The sequence below is a fragment of the Chitinophaga sp. Hz27 genome, from assembly GCF_042263525.1.
Taxonomy (GTDB): Bacteria; Bacteroidota; Bacteroidia; order Chitinophagales; family Chitinophagaceae; genus Chitinophaga.
The window spans coordinates 597,807-616,126 of record NZ_JBHKFJ010000005.1; the positions used below are offsets into that span (position 1 = coordinate 597,807).

An 18,320-nucleotide genomic window follows, 5' to 3' on the forward strand; every position below is an offset into this window, starting at 1 on the left:
AAACAGTTGTAGTACTTATAAGACGGCTGATTTCCTGCTCCCCCCCATTAACTTATCAGGATTTGACAAAAGCCTTAATCTGCTGTTGTAACGTTTAATATTCCGTGCCTGGATTTTTAACCACCAAATTCATCCAGCATATCCATAGATGGAGCAAAGAACAATGTACCAGTGACCGCAGTGCTGAAATCTAAAATGCGATCGTAGTTACCGACAGGATCACCCAAAAACATATTGCGCAGCATTTTTTCTACTGTAGTAAAAGTGCTGGCATAACAGATAAAATAAGTGCCCATTTCATTGGTAGCCACATTGCCGAAAGGCATATTATCACGTACCACCTTGAAGTCGTCGCCGATATTTGCCAATGCGATATGTGAATTTTTAGGCTTCACCTCATCACTCATTTCAATATCCTGCTCTTTTGAACGCCCGATGACTTTTTCCTGCTCCTCAACTGGTAGCGACTTCCAGGCATCCAGGTTATGTAGATATTTTTGAACAAACAAATAACTACCACCTTTATATGCAGGATCCTGATCGCCAATAATCGCAAAGTATCCACGTTCAGCGCCATGCGGATTTTCAGTTCCATCTACAAAGCCCAGGATGGAACGGCTGTCCCAGTAACGAAAGCCCTGTACCTCCACCACACAATCAGCGATTTCCTTCATGAATCCAGAAATTACGGTAGCCATATCATAAGCGAAGCTTTTTACATCCGCCCGAATATGAAAATGCAAATCTCCCTTGGTAGCGATAGCGCTATGTTTAACACCAGCGATTGTTTCAAAGCTTTTTAACTCTTTAGGCAAAGGCTTAGGTAAATCCAGTTTCAACCAGGCTTCATAACCTATACTCATTACACAACTGGCCTTTGAGTCAGGAAACCTATCCAACGCGGAATTGTTTAGGTTCACGATCAAAGCGCAAACCCTCCGAAACACCCCCTGCACCTGCTCCTGCGGCAATTCTTCCTTTAAATTCCATACCAAAAAGTAGGTATTATTATTAGGGTAATCCGTTACATTCTGAGGATTATTGCTGGAGAGGTTATTGTTCGTTGTCATGTATTATACACTATCTGATGAATACACTAAATATAGCGATTAACATGCGTTTATATTTTATCTACATAAAAAATAACAGTAATGCATTATAACCATCATTTAATTTAAAGGATATTTAATTGAAGAAAAATATGATATCTTAACGTCGAAAATCCCAGATCTCCAAAAATGAAACGACCTGTTACTGTACCTGAAAGCGCCAACTATGATCCAGCTAATAAAGCATGGCTATATGGTGAAACCAATGAAAACAACCAACGCATCGGCCTTTGGAAGAAATGGCATGAAGACGGCCATCACTGGGCAACCATCGATTACCGCGAGGGAATCCCTCCTTATCCTTCCCAATACTTTCATCCAGATGGCACTATAGCCATGGCCGGTGATTGGTACGGCGGTGATAAATATCTCGGTCCATTGCGCTTCATTAAAAGTGATCATCCCACGCCCGAATATTTTCCGACCGGCAATGCAGCCAACGTATGGATAGCGGAATTTGATTATGTAGATGAATTCATTTACATAGCCCAACGTTATTTCGACAAGGATAATACGGCAATAAGTTCAGATGGAGACCCACTACCAGCAAGACCGGACAATGTTCCTTCCAACGCGCATTTTATCCGATCACGCTATTCTGCCACCAACTGGGTCATGGGCACTGTTGATACCCGGATCGCCAATTATATTGGCGAATATTCCGAATGGGACTTGAATGGCAAGCCAGTAGTACAAAGAGTCTACTCCAATACCAGTGAGGTATTGGAAGAGCAGAAGTATGATTCCGGTGCTTTGTCTACGTCCTGCGTTTATGACAAAAACGATCGTGCCAACTACGAAAACAACTTTTACTATAGTGGCATGGATACACCCACACTAAAAATCCGGAGGGTCCACTGTAATGCCGGGAAAAAAGTCACCAACACCTATTACGATAAAGGAGGCCAGCAGCTTTATTCCGTATGTCGGGAAGAAATATCGCCACTGCATAAGCGCAGGTACTTTAATGAACAATTGGTATGTGAAGGACATATCACCGACGAAGCAGACAGGCTACCTGAAAGTGCCATCTATTATACTGCTGAAGGTGCCACGCTCATCGACTTCACCAATAACAATGATGGTACCGGCTACTGGCGCCTTTACAATGCCGCCGGGCAAATGCTAAAACAACTGGTTGTAAATGAAAACGGCGACGATCATCTCCATTTAACCAGATGGGATACGTTTCTACCTACCTGGGCTAGTTATACTGTCAAAACCAAGCACACAGACAGTGAAACTGCGGTTGCATTATTCAACCGCTATTATGATGAAATCATTGCCTCCAGCAAACTCCAAGCAATGGAAGTACCTCCATATCTGCAAAAAGAACTGGATGCTATCGACTGGGAAACCATCGATACCTATCATAGTGGCGGCAGCGCTGAATTACCCATAGGGATTAATGGCATGTTGTCTGAAGATGATGCGGTTGCCAAAATTGCCACAATAGGATCTGGCCAGAGATAGCACAACAAGGGTACACATATACGTCTACGTATAAAGTAGCCATTATAATGGCACGCATGATTCCACACTATCAACATTTGCCTGCTGTACAACTGCGTTTGGGCGCATTTCTTTCCAGCATCCTCGATCTGAGTTACATCCAGGAGGATGCAGCATTATATGCAGAACTGAGCGAAGCCTTTGCACTACTGGAACCAACACTGCTACAATGGGCCATCAGCGATAACGATGACCAAGCACAAATGGCTCAATCCATTCTCCTATATACCGGTAAAGATGCGAGTGAGCAATTCTTTCTGCAGGAATGGCAAGATACCAGCAATAGCAGCAGCTGCAGAGGATATGCCGCCTTCTCATTGTCGAATTTCTATTTTCTCCGGGAACAAAGCGAAAAGATACTCCATACTTATTCCGTCGCAATCGCCAATGAAGCTAATGAATTTGTTCGTTTTGTAATGGCCGCACAACTGGTACTGCTTACAGGCGCCGAGGCCCAGGATGCCTGGCTGATGGAGCTGTTAGCCGCTTTAGCCAACCAGGACGTACTGGACCAGGACTTTGACGACATGGTGCCTTTCGTTGGTGAATTCGATAACGTACAGGAATATATTTTAGCCGTATTCGGTAAATCAAGGCCTGATTTCCTGGAAAATAATATCTCGCCTATCATCGACGAGCTAACGGCCATGCCTGCACTAAAACAGGTGAACTACCTAAGGATTATTGCTGACGCAATATTCCCCGATGAAAATGCTTTAAAAGACATTACACCTATTAGAAGAAAAGTCTTGCTGGCAGCGGCTGATATAGTCGCACAGCATCCTGGATTTATCAACCTGCTGGAAGTACTTCGGACATATGGCCTGCCGCAGGAGGCCTATCAATTGAGGCAACTTGCAGGTTAAAAATACATGCCGGAGATACTCTCCGGCATGTATTTTTTATTGCTTTTCACTACCTTAATTTACAACACAAGTAATCATCACTTCCACTTCATTACCTACCATAAAAGTATTCGTTCCTTCTCCCACCTTGTAATCTAGCCGCTTGATAGTGAGTTTTCCTTCTAAGGTATTGTTGGCAAATATAAATGGTATAACCACATCATTTGTAACACCATGCATAGTGAGTTTACCGCTCACGTTATATCCGGCTGTCGTTTGTGTTACCTGGGAAGATTTAAAACAGATATCAGGGTATTTATCTGTTTCAAAAAAATCTTTATTTTTTAAATGATGGTCTCTTTTTTCATTATCTGTGTTAACGGTATTAGCGGCAACACATACATCAAACTGAGCAGTGGAAAGACTTTTAGGATTAAAATCAATTTTACCTTTCATACCTGAAAAGGTACCTTTCACTTTTCGCATGCCCATATTACCAACGGAAAATTTCACGCCAGACTTACCGGTATCAATAGCTTGTGCAGCAGCCGAAACATAGGATGCTACAGCCAGCACCATTAACAACATTATTTTCTTCATTTATCTGTTTTTGCTACAAAGGAAATATCCTGTAATGATACCGGAATTAATGTAGATTAATTTTCTTCTTATTTTTTGTTCCTGTACTTCTCTCCTCTTAACTTACTTAAAGCCTGGGGTGTAATACCAAGATAAGAGGCAATCATCTTGCCTGGCACACGATTGGCGATGTCGGGATAGGTTTCAAGAAAATGCTGGTATCGCTCCATAGCAGGGGCGCTCAGCAGCATTATAATCCTGCGCTGCAGTACCGAAATTCTTTTAAAAGCCTTGTTCACCTCTGTTATCAATTGCGCTGCTGGCAAAGCGCTTACATCTATCTTTTTTACATCAACAACATAAACTGCTGTATCCTCCATCGCTTCAATGAATAATTCTGCCGGAACTGCATTAATATGCGCTTCTGTATCCGAAACAATCCATCCTTCAGGTGCAAACATAAAAGTATGTTCTTTGCCTGCTGTGTCCACAAAATAAGACCTGAGCAATCCTTGCTTTACCAAAAAGACTTTGGAAGTTTTCTCCCCTGCCCTTAGCAGCAATTCGTTTTTTGAAAATACCTTGAGGACCACCGCGTCCTCGTTTAATGATGCTAATAATTCGTGCATAGCTGCTTCTCTCCGATGATCCCAATTTAATACAACCAATCAAATGTAAAATGTTAAATCCAGATAGCAGAAATCCCGGACTTTCCTTAATTTAGAACATCAACAGCACCAGACTTGAAGCTGTTGCTAACAACCGAAAGTTAAAACAGTCGCAGTTATTCCACGTACCTTATGCTGTCATAAAGGCATAGCCATATTCCATTTACGATGTATTCAACCAAAATTCCACTATACACAAAAATGAACTGTGCAAAACCCTTCTTAATAACGATCCTCTGCTGTTGCTTTATAACGGGTTTAAAAGCACAACAACAGGTTCACCTATACGAAAATACTGCTGAATATATTTTCACCAGCAATGAGATTAATTGGTTAGAAGATCCTACTGGAAATTTGAGTTTTGAAGAGATAAAAAAACGAGATGCAGCGGGCTATTTCAAGTCCAACTACAATTACTACCCACAAAATACGAACCACCGATCCACATATTGGTTTAAAGTGCGTGTAGTCATTTCCGATACCTTAAAACAAAAGCAAAGCCTCATAGAGTTTTTTGACCAGACCATCGACGATATAACACTCTTCCTGCCTGATTCCAGCGGTAAATATACTGCAATGCATTCCGGCGCTGGCGTGAACTTTCCCCATCGGCTTTATCACCATAAAAATTTCGAATTTCTCATCCCCCATGTTTCAAAAGGCACTTATACCTACTATGTAAGAATTAAATCTTTGAATGAAATCAATTTCATCATGGTATATCGCACCATTGAGCGTTTCATTAATTATGCATTAGTGGAGTACATCACATATGGATTATTTTATGGGATGATACTCGTTTTCTGTTTTTACAACCTACTGATGTTGATGGCCACTGGCCTCAGTCATTACCTTTATTATGTACTGTATATCGTTAGTGTGGGTATTTATGAGATGAGTACCGATGGCATTGCGTTTCAATTCATATGGCCGGAAACGCCAGGCCTTAATGTCTATATGTATGGCATCTCCTTATATTGCATGAGTATATTTGCACTCATTTTTGCCAGAACACTTTTGCGTATTAAGCGCCAGAGTCCTACATTGTACAAGATGATAAACTGGATCATCTTTATACGCACTATCTATTTTCTCATTTGTCTTTTTATTAGAAAAGAATGGTTTATATATAAATTTCTCGATTTTATCCCACTCTTTGCAGCGTTTATTTCCGGTATTATCATCTGGTACAAAGGATTTAAGCCAGCGCGTTTTTTTGTACTGGGAAATGCATTGCTTTTTGTAGGCGCTATTGCCAAACTGATAAATGTATTAGGTCTTGTCAGTGGCAATCTCGCAGTAGCAGGGCATTACAGTATGGTGTTTGGTTTTGTTATGGAAATGATCTTCCTTTCCTTTTCCATAGGCGACCAGGTAAGACTCTTCAGAAAAGAAAAGAAACAGGCGCAGGATGATGCTTTTTTCCATATGCAGCGTAACCTCAAGCTGCAGGCATCCATCAATCAACAACTGGAAGAACAGGTGGCAGTGCGTACCCGACAACTGGAAATTCAGTCCAGGGAAATTTACCTACAAGCGCAAGAGATTGCGCGCATGAATAAATTATTGGAGAAAGACAACGCCGAGCTTAAAACTAATATTGAAAAAATTACTGATGCAAGAATTAAGTCTTCCGCACTGACGTTTGCAGAATTCAGTCAGAAATATCCTGATCAGGAGCAGTGCTATCGTTTCCTGGCGGATTTAAAATGGAGCCAGGGATTTACCTGTAAGAAATGTAACTACAATAATTTCAGTAATGGCCGCAAGCCATTCAGTCGGCGTTGTAATAAATGCGCCTATGAAGAATCACCCATGAACGACACTATCTTTGAAAACAACCGAATACCAATAAACAAGGCATTCTACATCGTCTATTTAGTATTTACTACTAAAGGAAATATTTCATCCTATCAAATTGCAGAAAAAACCGGTATGCGCCAAGGCACTTGCTGGGCCTATGCCGTGCGCATCAAAAATCTATTAGAAACTACAGAGCATACCTCTAAGAAAAATAAAAAAAATAGCTGGATAGATCTAATCATGAAAACATAGGTTATTTTTAAAATTGAAATCTGGTACCGATAGCAATACTTTTCGTTTGAGTAAATGCCCCATTAAACTGCGTCGTCTGCACAGCGCCAGACGCCAGGTACAAGTCATCTCTGCCAGTTCCGGTTGCTGCATGACAATACCCGCCAGAAAAGAACAAAACTAAATATTGATTCAGTCTGAATACGGCACTGCAAGACAAACTAATATCAAATCCGCGGGCATGTTGTTCAAAACTCAGCGGATGCTGAAAAGCAGCTATGAGGTTCCAATCGGCTGCCGCATAGTAATGCAGCTGGCTGTATTGCAGTTCTGCGCCTATGTTCAGCCAGGAAGTAATTTTATATAAACCAGATATCCCACCTGTAATCCCTTTCCAACTGTTATCATAGGTGCAGCGAAGATTTTTCTGTCCAGCTACTTCTTCCGCATGATTAAGCAGGAAAACAGCCGCTTTCCTTTCTGTATAGCCTGCAAAAGCCGACAGTTGTACTTTTGCGCGTTGCAGCAAATGATATCCGCCAAATATTCTGTAAGAAAATAATGATCCTTCATCACTATCTAATTGCGCATGGTAGGTAGGCAAGCTACGATTGCTCTCTCCATAATCCGTATCTGTTGCTGTCCCTGTTTTAATAAAACTTTTAGAGAACGCGCCTCCTACAAACCAGCGTCTGCCTGTATTTAGGAGTACCTTTCCATTCAGCAAAGGCCCGCTTAGGGCTCGCCATTTCACTTCAGACAATACATTGATCGCTTGTTCATTGACATTACCTGCAATGGACCATTGCAGGTCTGTTGCCTGATATCCGCCAGCGCATTCAACTACGACCAGCGGTCTGTGGTCCTGGGCATGTAATACTACCCAACAAGGCAACAATAAAAAATTGATGAATAAAAATCGCATGGGCAATATTTGGTTTACCCACCCGGCATAACGCCTGCAGTGGGTAAACTAAATGGATAGATGAGGTTACTGATTTACACCAAATGCTTCCCAGCCAGAGATGGAAGTGCGGTTACAGGTCATTGCCTGTGTTCCGTTTTCGGAACTTACATACAGACCATTGTTTCCGCGCAGCGATATCTTTCCGTCTGCATTTACCACCCAGTCAAACTTTTCCCAGTCGCCAATAGTAGTTCGGTTGCAGGTAATAGCTTGTGTGCCGTTTTCTGAAGACACATATTTCCCCATGGCTTGCAACGCAATTTTACCGCCACCAGCATCAATTACGGTGAAAGTTTCCCATCCAGATGCCGTTGCCCTGTTACAGTTCATTGCCTGTGTGCCATTTTCACTGCTCACATACATGTTATTAAATCCTTTCAGGGTAATGTTCTGGCCTATAGGCGCAGTAGTGGTAGTACCACCGGTACCTGACCATTTGAAAGTAGCCACAGCGCCACCTGGCAGCGAATAGGTAAAAGACTGGCTTCCCCATAGCACTTTAAAGGAAACAGCGGAAGAGCCGTTATTAAATGCCAGCAATACTTTGGAGCCATCGCTATTTTTAAAAGCTGTCGTTTGTATGTTGCCGGAGCTGTTAGAAGAGATACGCACTGCGTTTGGCTGCACAAATTTTGAAGCGTGTGCAATAATATAGTAACCTACCCTGCGTGTAATCGTGCTTCCATCGATTGTAACAGCACCTCTTGAAACAGAGCTTCCACCGGGAGTATGAGGCCCGCCCTGGGAGTCGCTGGCAAGGTTCCATTCCAGCACCGTTTTAGACCAGTTGTTAATAGATCCGATCACCACATTCTGTATATGCCAGGAAAGGTCGCCGGAGAAGCTGCCACTTGTGGAGGTGTACTGCTCGGTGAAATAAACATTTTTGTTGGTCGCATTTTTCACGGTGGTCATAGCGGAGATACTGCCGCCATAGAGGTGAAATGCCGAGCCATCTACATAGCTGCTGTTATTGGCAACATAAATAGGGAAGTCGGTATTATCGCAGTTGTGATCATAACAAATAATCTTACAGTTGAAACCAGCGCCACGGAGTTTGGGTCCCATATAATCGTTTATCAGTCCAAGCTCGTTTTCTTTGGACAACGTCATACTAGGTTCGTTATTAGGATTGAGTGGTTCGTTCTGTGGCGTTACGGCCCATATCTCGATGCCCTGCGCCCGCATGGCATTCATATAATCCAACCAGTATTGACCATAGCTTTCATAGTTTTCCGCTTTCAGGGTACCGCCAACAAAAGAGCCGTTTGTTTTCATCCATACAGGAGCTGTCCACGGCGTAGCCAGCACTTTGATGGCCGGATTAATCGCCAGTATTTTCTTTAAAATCGGGATGGTATATGTCAGATCAGGGCCAGTCAGACTGAAAGAGGCGCCGTCGCGGTAAGTATAGGAATAATCACTGAGGTCAGTAGCGCCCACGCCTATACGAACTACTGAGAGACCGATGCCGCTGGCAGGACTGAACAATTCCGTTAACAGCGCACTCTGTGCTGTAGCAGATAAATTGCTGATTAACTTGGCGCTACCTTGTGTAAGCGTGAATCCAAAGCCATCAATACTCTGATAGGTAGTTCCATCGTTGACGGTAATGGTAGTGCTGGCAGTACCCGCATCTGCTGCGAAAGTGACGTTGCTTTGTTGCTGCAGTAATTTACTTTGGTCGCCGGTTGTCATCCATACACTTACCGATTCGTTTGCCCTGGCAGTAGTGTTGCCTTTGGCTTCGTCAGGTGTGTAAATGTTCTTTTTGCATGCGTACAATGCAATGCAAAGCATGCTCACGGCTACAAGCCGGAGATAGATTTTCTTCATACGGTGGAATTTTTATTGGTTATAAATTGGTTGATACGGGTTTACTATTCAACTGTCATTGGTTGTAATGTTTGTGGTTGTCGGGTGTACATAGTGCTCATCAAAGTGGAATTAATCTGGAAGTCATCTGCGGTTATTCTATTCTCATCCTGATCAAATTTATCGAAATAAAAATCAAAAAAACAAGGAAATATCATCATAAATAACTGATTTTCAATCAATGACAACAACATTCAATTCACTTAGATCACATATAGCGTATAGACGTAACCGTTGAAAAACAAAGATTTAGATTTGGGGATTTTTGTAAGAAAACTGAAATTAATACACTTAAAAAGCATGGTTTTTTTTATTGAGATGGCAATTAATTGCGCGAAATTAACATCCATAAAAACCTCAAATGGCCTTAAGTCCGCTTAGTGTGCAGATATTTTTCAGTATTTTAGAAAGACAATAAACTTCATGTTATGCGGAAACTTATTTACGGCATAAATATCAGTTTAGATGGCTGCTGTGATCACACGAGATTTGGCGCCAGCGATGATATCCATGAATACTTCAGCTCCCTGCTGGAGCAGGCGGACACGGTCCTCTACGGGCGCAAAACCTATGAGCTGATGTATCCATTCTGGCCGGAGGTGGCAAAAACGCAATCAATGGAGCCTTCGATAAATGCATTTGCAAGGGTCTTCGCTAAGCTGAAGTGTGTGGTCGTTTCTACCACTATCAATCAGGTGGATAATGAAAACGTAACGGTTATTCACGATAACATAAAGGAACACATCCTCGAACTGAAGCAGCAACCTGGTAAAGCCATATCCACTGGCGGAGTAGAGCTACCAGCGCGGTTAATCGAATGGGGGTTGATAGATGAATTCCATATGGTCGTCCATCCCGTGCTGGTAGGCCAGGGACGCCGGCTGTTTACAGAGATGCACTTACCAGAAAATATGGGTTTAAAATTGGTGGAGACAAAAACACTGCCAAGTGGATGCGTGGCGCTGCGGTACGAAAGGAGGTGAAGCAGCTGCAATCTTCTTTGCCTGGTCACTCCTGTTCACTTTTATATAATGCAGGCATATCCAATTGTTTTATTCTTTTACTACAATTAACCGCGATATAATTACAAATGTATTAAAGGCAGAACCACTTTTAATCCATTAAGGTATATCTATCCAAACAGTACCCTTTACAGGAGAATAGTTTAGCATCAGGTTACTTTGACTTTCGGGTCCCATTTGCGCCGCATCCTGAAACTTAGTACCAATAGGGGCAATAGCACTCAAAAAGCCAATATCCCCTTCAGGAAAGGCAGGGTTGGTATTATTATTGGCAGCTCCTTTTGGGGCCTCTGGCTTGAATACCTGTAAAAACGTACCTGCATTCCCGATATAAAAAGAAATAGGTTGTTCGATGGTATGAAAAGTGGCTTTGTGTACATTGGCATGATACCCTTTAAACTCAGGATACACCCAGCTTTCACCTGTTACCGTATTATTATAGGTTTTATACCAGTTGCCAAATAAATTTCCATGCAACCGGTTTTTCCAAACGCGGTATGGACCCTCACCTCGCCATGAAAGCCCTGTCACCTTGTCTTCTGGGTAATGGAAAGTAATACCACTAAAAGCTACTTCTCCTTTAAAGCTATAACTGTAATCCAATTTTACCGGCACACCTGACTGGAAAGTCCACTTTACCTGGAGAAAGCCATTACCTTCATACCGCGCCGAAACAAAGAATCCACTGGAATCAGCACCTGATTTAAATTCTTTTAATTGTTGAGGAACACCAGCCAACACAGGGCCACCACTTAAAGATACCTTTCCTTTGGGTGTAAGTATTTGCAATAACAACCCACTGCTACGACTGAAATAATAGATACCTTTCCCATTATCCACCGCCAGGGTATCATTTCCCGTCACTACATTCACCTTACCACTAGCCTCAGGAAACTGGCGTACTACGTTGCCTGGCGATTGCAGTGGCCAGCTACGGGTAATAATTTCACGACCGTGATTATCCCATGCAGTTATCAGTAAAACATCTGCGTTCTGCCAACCTTCCGGCAACTGTAATGATAAAAAACCTTTGGTATGTGGCGCCAGGTCGGGAGCGTTGATCACATCGGCAGCAAGCGTGTCTGTTTTTTCTTTTTTTCCGGGAGATGAAAATTGCAGTAGTTGCCAGCGAAATCGGCATTGGGCTAATGACGTATAGTCGTAACGGTTTTCGACCGGAATAAGGCCATTAAAATTGGCGGCAATACCTGGCATGATTATATGCACTGGCGACCATATTTCACGGATAGCATAGAAACTCCCCTCCTTTTCTCGGTGCGGTCCTAGCATCCCATCAGGAGCATGGTTACCATCCGTGTCAATCCAACCATTTCTATCCGTGCGCACCAGCCCTTCATCTGCAAACGCCCAGAGGAACCCGCCTGCCCCGTGAGGATGTAGCAACATGCGTTCCCAGAAGTCTGCCAGCCCTGCTCCCATACCTCCATCATACAGACCATGCATAAACTCAGTTGGCAAATAAATATCCTGATCATATAAACTTGCATTTACGAGGTAATTGAAGTTTGGATAGTGTTTGGTATCTACATCATTATACCTTTCCCAGGGATGTAACACGGGACGCTGTTGTGGATCATATTTTGCATAGTCGTCATCCAGTGACCGATTGAACCCGCCTTCATTACCATTATCCCACGCAATTATAGCAGGATGATTTACATCCCGTTCCACCAGTTCCTTCACAAGTTTATGCCCCACAGTAGAATCATAAGCGGCTTGCCACCCGGTCAGTTCATCCAACACAAATAAACCCAGTGAGTCGCAGACCTCCAGGAAATGAACATCCGGCGGGTAATGCGACATTCTCACCGCATTCATGTTCATATCCTTTATGAGATTTACATCCAGTATGCTGATTGCTTTGCTGAGCGTTCGCCCTGTTTCGGGCCAGGCGCTGTGCCGGTTAACACCTTTGAATATCACCTTCACATCATTTACGTATATACCATCCCGTGGTCTTATTTCAATGCTGCGAAATCCGAAAGACTGCGTAATGCGATGTATAGTTTGGTTACCCTTTTTAATTGCTATCACTACCTGATAACGATTGGGGGTTTCCGCACTCCATGTAGCCGGGTGATCAAAAGATTGGTGCAGCGTATAGACGTTGCTGTTATTTCCTTCGCTAATAACAGCCTCCTTCAACGCTTTACCATTCAATGTCTGCACCTGCGCACTGATGGCATAGTCGCCTGACAGGCCAGTCGTATAGGCATGCAGGGTAAACTGTCCTTTTGCAGTAGCATCTATCGCAACACGATCAATATGTATGATGGGCTTAATCTCGAGGAATACAGGCCGGTAAATACCACCCAACACCCAGAAATCGCCGTTACGCTCCGCATTGTTAACGCTCGCATTCGCCGACATCTTATTCACTTTTACTTCCAGCAGGTTACTGCCGTTGTGCAACAACTTTCCGATATCATACCTGAAACGGTAAAAGCCACCCTGGTGTACAGGCCCTGCAAGCTTTCCGTTTATTTTCACCTCCGCGTCTGTCATCACTCCCTCAAAAACAATGTTAACCTGCTTTTCACGCCAGTTTTCCGGCGCAGTGAACTTATAACGATATAGACCATATTCATCCGACTTTACTTTATCGTGGCCATAGTTATAGCTACCAAAGCCCTGCTGCTCCCAGTTGGAAGGAACGGCAATAGTCGTCCATTGGCCGTGACGCTGTCCTCCTGAACAATAGAATTGCCAGTCTTCGGTATGATCTTTATCTGTTCCTGAAAGGTATTTATATTGGGTTTCCTGGGCGACGGCAATGTGCATGCAAAATATGCCTGTAAACAACAGAAGGATTCTTACTGACATAAGTGGAATTTTAATGCTACCCAAAATAGAAAAAGAAACCCGTGTTTTAAGATTTTTAGGAGGAATGAAAAATTTCAGCAGCTATCATAATGGAACCATCATTGGATCTTCACCTACATCAGCTGATTTAAATTTAATAAGGTAATAGTTGAAAAACCATCTGTAACGAAATGGTATAATACCGTTTAAAATCGATTTTCCATTAAATATGGACAGATCGAAAAACCATTATCTCAATCCCGCAATCAGGTTAATGGTGAGCGCTACCACAAAGGTATTCAGGATGAAGGAAATAAGGCCATGAAACAGTACCACCCTTCTCAATAGCTTCCTGCTGATCTCCACATCAGACACCTGGAATGTCATACCTATCACAAACGAAAAATAGGCAAAGTCGATATAATCAGGGGTGTTTTCTTCAGGAAAAATAAGCCCACCTGCATGCTTGGCCGGGTCTTTAATATCATCGTCGTAATAAATATCTGCATAATGAAAGGTAAAGGTGGTATGGACCATAATCCAGGAGGCCAACATACCAACGATTGCAACAGGCAAGTATACCCTCTTTGAAGGGCCTAAATCATTAGATAACAACATTAATAAAACAATGACCAGACTGGCAACTGCGGCAATAATTACCACCGCCATCACAAATACCCGGTTACCATCATCTATTCTTCCCCAGGTTCTAATTTCATCAACATTCCTGCTAAAAAATATCATCCACCCCATCGTTATAAACGAAAGCGCAAATACATCCCATAATAACACCGAAAACACCAATGGATTAATAGGTATGTGACAGAAATAAAATAAGGCAAATACCAATAAGGTCAACCCAAGACTTACTGTCACCCTTTCTACCGGGTGCATGCTTAGCAACAATTTGATAGCAGCTTTCTTTTTCATAGTAATTAAAGATATCCGCAAAAATCCACTTTTTTATGCTTTGATTACACGCCCTCCAGCATTTTATAATTTTTACAGTTGTAATTGAGCATAATGGTGTTAAAAAGATTTTCTGCTTAGACGGTTAATTAAACACATTTTGATAATAGGAATTGTCAGATGTAGTTGTAAAAAATAGCTTTTTTCATGCAGCAGCTAGGAATGAAATGCTTTGTAGCAGATATGATGGGAGAAAAATTTTGCTTACCAACACACGTGGTTGAAAGCCGTGACCAACTAAAGAAAGTTAACATTGTACAAAACAAAAAAGGCCCCCTTCCGGGAGCCTTTTAATAAGCGACTGGTAGTCTTGGTGCCCAGAACAGGAATCTTATTTAATTGATTTACAATTAAATACACTCAATATCTGTCATTTATCAGCCAATATTTTTTACAGGAATATTACACAGGCAGATACCTTATTTTTAGTAGTTAACCCCTCCTTTCATAAACATATTGGTTGATGGTTTAAATTCAAAATTTATTTTCACGTTTGGCAGTTCAATTCCCAATGCTGGCAACTGAAGCTCCTGACAGCCAGAATAAAAGTAATTGTGTGTTTTCTAAAGTCTTTCTTTAAGGTAGTAGGCAGTGTACTCTCCTAAGTATTGGTAGTCCCAGCCTTCTTGTTGGTACAATATGTAAAGGGTAACATCTCCAGCCTGGAAATAAAATGCGGTAAGCCCCTTGATCACTCGTATCGAGTGCTCGAACTCTGGGCATCTTGGCCAGCCAGTAAATTTATGTGTTGACATACGTAGGAAATTTCAGGCAAATTACTAAAATACTTAGCAATACACCAAAATGGGTGGGATCTCAAACACCTTCTGTAAGCCTGGAAACAGTTGTATTGAGTGTTTGAGCCATAACACGTAATGTTTCCAACGTGGGGTTTCCACGACCCGATTCTATTCTCCATACCTGGGCTAAGGCAATATCACAATGATCGGCAAACTCACGAGTTGACAGCCCAGCCGCCTCTCTGAGTTCTTTAACCTTCTTTCCGAAGGCTATCTGATATGTTGCATGCCCTTTCATTGGAAACTAAAGGTGCTGCAACGGAGAAAAAATATTGACTTCATAAATGAAGTCAGTTCAAAAATTACCTATATTGCGTACATTGCAGCCCTTAATTTATTATCGCGCTGCTTCAAAGGTTCATGGACTGGAAACGTAGGAAATTTTTAGAAGCCATGAACGGGGAAGCTAGCCTGCGTTATTGCGCGGGCTCTTCTTTGTGTGTGCTTCACGGTCTCCTACGACCTCCAGTCGCCGCAATGTAAGAGTACCGCGCATTATTTTTAAATTTGGTGCGCGGCATTTATTAAGCCTCAAACACCCTGCCGCAATGCGTATCCTATTACTAGATCCAGACAAAGAGTTTATCAACCAGCTCATCAATGAAATTGACCCACATTACCACCAGGTTCGAACTGCAACAACATTAGCTGCAGCCAAAGAGGTCCTCTTAAATAACCAGATAAATATTGTAGTTATGGCAAGTGGTGCCGCTGACATGCAGGATAAGAACTTCATAGACATTTTGAAGCACCGCAATGCCAATGCTATTATATACAGTCAGCTTTACAACAAAGAAGAGAAAATGAGGTATATGTCACTTGGTGCTATAGGCTATTGTTCAAAGGACCCCCTATACATTCTTGGAGAGCTAGTCACTTACAAGAACAATCTGTCGAGTATACAAGAATAATAATATCAATCAAAGCTCTATCCGAGTACACCTACCGTTTTCACGTTGGGCGGAAATTTCTACGTGTTTACTATAAGTAAACAATTTACGATTCAAACAATTAGTCAGGTGTTTCCACACCAGACTTTTAATTATATACCCACAGCCAAGAATAACCGCAGGATTCACATTACTTTCGAAAACGAAGAAAACTTATTCCGAAAGTAACACACCTGAAGTTTGCCACTCTATTCGTTTTTGTTTTCGTGTTCATTTTCATTCGTGGCTTTTTGTATTGATTTTTTCTATATAAAAAATCCGCCCAAGTGAGCGGATTTTAGAGAAGATCGATTTTTCTGTGTGGGTTAACTACATAGTCCTGTACTTTGATATACTGCGATGATACAGCGGTGGTGCGCACTGTATTTGCGTTATGGTAAAGGAGGTAGCCCCAACATTTTTAGTCTTGGGTCAATACTATCTTTCATGACCCCTTTAATTGTCTCACCATATCCTTTGGCAGTTGCATAACCAGCTTTAGCTATTGCCATTGCGAAATCATCAGAGTTATTACACTGGAAAGCTGGCAGGTACCGTGGGTTTTCCAACAGGAATTTACAATGGTCGGCGATTCCTTCAGCTGCGGTATCATAAGCCCTAAACCAGTCCTTCACTTTCCATAAATAGCTACCATCGGTTAATTTGGTGATTGAAATTACCTCTGGGAAGATATGTTTCTTGCGATCGTTATCTGGAAACTGTTCATGGGTAATTAGCAGTTGCTTTTTACCAGTCCAGCCTCTATCTGCTTTAATACCATTATAGTTGTTTCCAGGTGCTTCATTAGCCCAGCCTTTTTCTACCCCTGTTTGCGCCAGCTTAAACCTTGCAGGCACACCGAATAGCTCAGGTGCCTTCGGGTTTATTTTCTTTTGCTTCTCCCAAAGCGCCTTTGCATCCTTTTCGCTATCTCTTGCAGCCTGTACAAAAGCAGGGTAATATATTTTTAAGAACGTACATACGTTATCGTTAATATTCATTTCTATCGTTTGAAAAAGTAAATACATGCTCCAGTAAGCCCAGCTATACAGAGGCAAATAATAAAACCAGCGGGCAGCCGCCAGGAATCCTTCGACGAGGCAGAACTCTCCTGCTGGATACTGGTTGTTTTCTCTCCTGCAGCTGAATCAATGTTGAGCTGCGCTGTAATTGTGTGAATGTCTATTGGTATTGCAACTGTCTCTGGCGATTTAACAGCTGTAAACTCCAGGTCGCGGCCAACTACTTTTCCGGCGCCGTCTTTTCGCGGCTTGCTTTTTATCTTACCCGACAAAGAACCTGACTTCACATTCTGCTCATAGGTAGTCGTATCTCCGTCAGGAATAAACTGCGCCCAGGCCAGGCTATCGAATTTCGTATAGCCTGGTGCGGTGGATTTGATAGTAGTTTCTGTAATTGTTGCTGCATGCTTAACCTCTACACGTGAGCTATCCATGCGTTGGTTGCTGCTGGTGTGTGATGAGTTCTTTTTCACCACTGCACAGGAGCAAAACATTACAGCAACTAAGAAGTAATTACCGGTTCGCATCTTTGCTGATTTCAAGGTTATTAACACGCTGCTCCAAGATGGCCAGCCGCACTTTAATTTCACCGTACTCAGTTTCGACCTTTGCCTGCCAGGTACGCTGACGTTCCCGATCCTCTTTACTTTCTTGTTTCATTTCCGATAGTCCATCTGCGATAGCCCTAATATCAGTCTTCATCATTACTATGAAAACGGTACCTAAAATGATTTGCACACAAATTTTGGCAACTTCATTGCCAGTAAATGATACTTTAGTCCAGTTCATTTAGCATCGTCGTTTACACCGTCAGCAATATTTGTTTTCTTGTCGATTGTGTCTAGTATTTGCTTTTCGCTCTTACTGAATAAGGATAACAGCACAGAGCTGCCTGTATATCCAACAAATGCAAAAAACCACTTAGCAAAATCAGCTACTACTGGCTTGGCCTTGATGATCTCATCAAAACCAATTACACAGAGTAATAAGCAAACGAGAGATATGGCAAGACCCAGGCTATCGTCCAGGATAAACCTCGTAAATGACCATGGTTTATTAGCGGCAATACTACGTGCCTTTAAGCTACGAGCCTTGACGAGAAGGTGTAATAGCATGCCTAATATGCCAATTCCGAAACATTGGAAAAATAAAGTAGGTGTCATAGC

General features: G+C 42.3%; 18 protein-coding genes. 6 read left to right on the forward strand and 12 right to left on the reverse strand.

Going from position 1 to position 18,320, the window contains the following annotated elements; translation table 11 throughout:
* Nucleotides 1-116: 116 nt before the first annotated feature.
* On the reverse strand, nucleotides 117-1,070 hold the full coding sequence (locus ACE38W_RS14390) for a Dyp-type peroxidase (RefSeq protein WP_375831904.1): 954 nt from the start codon (nucleotides 1,068-1,070) through the stop codon (nucleotides 117-119).
* Between the two features lie 168 nt (nucleotides 1,071-1,238).
* Between ACE38W_RS14390 and ACE38W_RS14395 the strand changes: the two genes are divergently transcribed.
* Together ACE38W_RS14395 and ACE38W_RS14400 are read left to right on the forward strand one after the other, a co-directional pair.
* Nucleotides 1,239-2,582, forward strand: coding sequence for a hypothetical protein (locus tag ACE38W_RS14395; protein WP_375831906.1), 1,344 nt, complete (start codon nucleotides 1,239-1,241; stop codon nucleotides 2,580-2,582).
* 47 nt (nucleotides 2,583-2,629) lie between these two features.
* Nucleotides 2,630-3,487 (forward strand): hypothetical protein, encoded by an 858-nt coding sequence (locus ACE38W_RS14400; protein ID WP_375831907.1) that lies wholly within the window; start codon nucleotides 2,630-2,632, stop codon nucleotides 3,485-3,487.
* Nucleotides 3,488-3,541: 54 nt separating this feature from the next.
* Here ACE38W_RS14400 and ACE38W_RS14405 read toward each other — a convergent pair whose 3' ends face one another.
* Both ACE38W_RS14405 and ACE38W_RS14410 read right to left on the reverse strand, forming a co-directional pair.
* Nucleotides 3,542-4,066, reverse strand: coding sequence for a YceI family protein (locus ACE38W_RS14405; RefSeq protein WP_375831909.1), 525 nt, complete (start codon nucleotides 4,064-4,066; stop codon nucleotides 3,542-3,544).
* 68 nt (nucleotides 4,067-4,134) lie between these two features.
* Complete coding sequence (locus ACE38W_RS14410) at nucleotides 4,135-4,713, reverse strand: Crp/Fnr family transcriptional regulator (RefSeq protein WP_375831910.1); 579 nt, start codon at nucleotides 4,711-4,713, stop codon at nucleotides 4,135-4,137.
* A gap of 201 nt (nucleotides 4,714-4,914) precedes the next feature.
* Here ACE38W_RS14410 and ACE38W_RS14415 point away from each other — a divergent pair, with 201 nt between their 5' ends.
* Entirely contained in the window at nucleotides 4,915-6,768 is a 1,854-nt protein-coding gene (locus ACE38W_RS14415) for a 7TM diverse intracellular signaling domain-containing protein (protein ID WP_375831911.1), read from the forward strand.
* Nucleotides 6,769-6,775: 7 nt separating this feature from the next.
* Here the strand turns inward: ACE38W_RS14415 and ACE38W_RS14420 are convergent, their stop codons facing one another.
* Nucleotides 6,776-7,672, reverse strand: coding sequence for a hypothetical protein (locus ACE38W_RS14420; RefSeq protein ID WP_375831912.1), 897 nt, complete (start codon nucleotides 7,670-7,672; stop codon nucleotides 6,776-6,778).
* A 66-nt stretch (nucleotides 7,673-7,738) separates the two neighbouring features.
* A complete protein-coding gene (locus ACE38W_RS14425; RefSeq protein ID WP_375831913.1) occupies nucleotides 7,739-9,550 on the reverse strand; it encodes a glycoside hydrolase family 30 beta sandwich domain-containing protein in 1,812 nt (603 codons plus the stop codon).
* A gap of 467 nt (nucleotides 9,551-10,017) precedes the next feature.
* On the opposite strand from ACE38W_RS14425, the gene ACE38W_RS14430 reads away from it, so the two are divergent.
* Complete coding sequence (locus ACE38W_RS14430; protein ID WP_375831914.1) at nucleotides 10,018-10,572, forward strand: dihydrofolate reductase family protein; 555 nt, start codon at nucleotides 10,018-10,020, stop codon at nucleotides 10,570-10,572.
* Nucleotides 10,573-10,710: 138 nt separating this feature from the next.
* Here ACE38W_RS14430 and ACE38W_RS14435 read toward each other — a convergent pair whose 3' ends face one another.
* Both ACE38W_RS14435 and ACE38W_RS14440 read right to left on the reverse strand, forming a co-directional pair.
* A complete protein-coding gene (locus ACE38W_RS14435) occupies nucleotides 10,711-13,455 on the reverse strand; it encodes a glycoside hydrolase family 2 TIM barrel-domain containing protein (RefSeq protein WP_375831916.1) in 2,745 nt (914 codons plus the stop codon).
* 228 nt (nucleotides 13,456-13,683) lie between these two features.
* Nucleotides 13,684-14,364, reverse strand: a complete 681-nt coding sequence (locus tag ACE38W_RS14440) for a DUF1345 domain-containing protein (RefSeq protein WP_375831917.1) — start codon at nucleotides 14,362-14,364, stop codon at nucleotides 13,684-13,686.
* Nucleotides 14,365-14,550: 186 nt separating this feature from the next.
* On the opposite strand from ACE38W_RS14440, the gene ACE38W_RS14445 reads away from it, so the two are divergent.
* Nucleotides 14,551-14,697, forward strand: coding sequence for a hypothetical protein (locus ACE38W_RS14445; RefSeq protein ID WP_375831918.1), 147 nt, complete (start codon nucleotides 14,551-14,553; stop codon nucleotides 14,695-14,697).
* Nucleotides 14,698-15,219: 522 nt separating this feature from the next.
* Here ACE38W_RS14445 and ACE38W_RS14450 read toward each other — a convergent pair.
* Nucleotides 15,220-15,441: a helix-turn-helix domain-containing protein gene (locus ACE38W_RS14450; RefSeq protein ID WP_375831919.1), complete on the reverse strand. Its 222-nt coding sequence runs from the start codon at nucleotides 15,439-15,441 to the stop codon at nucleotides 15,220-15,222.
* Between the two features lie 310 nt (nucleotides 15,442-15,751).
* Between ACE38W_RS14450 and ACE38W_RS14455 the strand changes: the two genes are divergently transcribed.
* Nucleotides 15,752-16,114 carry a hypothetical protein gene (locus tag ACE38W_RS14455; protein ID WP_375831920.1) on the forward strand — a complete coding sequence of 121 codons (363 nt, stop codon included), beginning with the start codon at nucleotides 15,752-15,754 and terminating at the stop codon, nucleotides 16,112-16,114.
* A 410-nt stretch (nucleotides 16,115-16,524) separates the two neighbouring features.
* On the opposite strand, the gene ACE38W_RS14460 is transcribed toward ACE38W_RS14455, so the two are convergent.
* The 4 genes from ACE38W_RS14460 to ACE38W_RS14475 are packed head-to-tail and all read right to left on the reverse strand — an operon-like array spanning nucleotide 16,525 to nucleotide 18,317.
* Nucleotides 16,525-17,133 carry a glycoside hydrolase family 73 protein gene (locus tag ACE38W_RS14460; RefSeq protein WP_375831922.1) on the reverse strand — a complete coding sequence of 203 codons (609 nt, stop codon included), beginning with the start codon at nucleotides 17,131-17,133 and terminating at the stop codon, nucleotides 16,525-16,527.
* 2 nt (nucleotides 17,134-17,135) lie between these two features.
* Nucleotides 17,136-17,681 (reverse strand): hypothetical protein, encoded by a 546-nt coding sequence (locus ACE38W_RS14465; RefSeq protein ID WP_375831923.1) that lies wholly within the window; start codon nucleotides 17,679-17,681, stop codon nucleotides 17,136-17,138.
* Nucleotides 17,668-17,943 carry a hypothetical protein gene (locus tag ACE38W_RS14470; protein ID WP_375831925.1) on the reverse strand — a complete coding sequence of 92 codons (276 nt, stop codon included), beginning with the start codon at nucleotides 17,941-17,943 and terminating at the stop codon, nucleotides 17,668-17,670. Before ACE38W_RS14470 ends, ACE38W_RS14465 begins: the two co-directional genes overlap by 14 nt.
* Complete coding sequence (locus ACE38W_RS14475; RefSeq protein ID WP_375831926.1) at nucleotides 17,940-18,317, reverse strand: hypothetical protein; 378 nt, start codon at nucleotides 18,315-18,317, stop codon at nucleotides 17,940-17,942. The genes ACE38W_RS14470 and ACE38W_RS14475 overlap by 4 nt, the downstream gene beginning before the upstream one ends.
* Nucleotides 18,318-18,320: the final 3 nt, after the last annotated feature.